The organism is Enterobacter cloacae complex sp. S3, from assembly GCF_014930495.1.
Classification (GTDB): Bacteria; Pseudomonadota; Gammaproteobacteria; order Enterobacterales; family Enterobacteriaceae; genus Enterobacter; species Enterobacter asburiae_B.
Map to the genome: position 1 here is coordinate 1 of NZ_JADBRD010000132.1, position 374 is coordinate 374.

General features: G+C 57.5%; 1 protein-coding gene. It reads right to left on the reverse strand.

The window, feature by feature from the left end; genetic code table 11:
* On the reverse strand, positions 1 to 374 hold a 374-nt coding region (gene ampD, locus IM317_RS23835), incomplete at both ends, for a 1,6-anhydro-N-acetylmuramyl-L-alanine amidase AmpD (protein WP_193362564.1).

Consider the following 374-nt stretch of genomic DNA (forward strand, 5'->3'; position numbering starts at 1 on the left):
ATATCGCTGTGGCCCGCAATGTTTTCGGCGATAGCCGGATAAAGCGCGATCAGCAGATCCGTCACCGCCGCCAGCTGCCGGTACTGCGCGTCGGTATACGCCAGAGTATCGGTGCCTTCCAGCTCTATGCCGATGGAAAAGTCATTGCAGCGTTCGCGTCCCTGATAACAGGAGACGCCCGCATGCCACGCCCGCTTATCGAAAGGCACATACTGCACGATTTCGCCATCACGGCGAATCAGACAATGCGCCGAAACGCGCAGATGAGCAATCTCGGCAAAGAAAGGATGCGCGTGCGGATCCAGGGTACCAGTGAACAGCGCATCAATCCACGGACCACCAAATTCCCCCGGTGGCAGGCTAATGTTATGCAC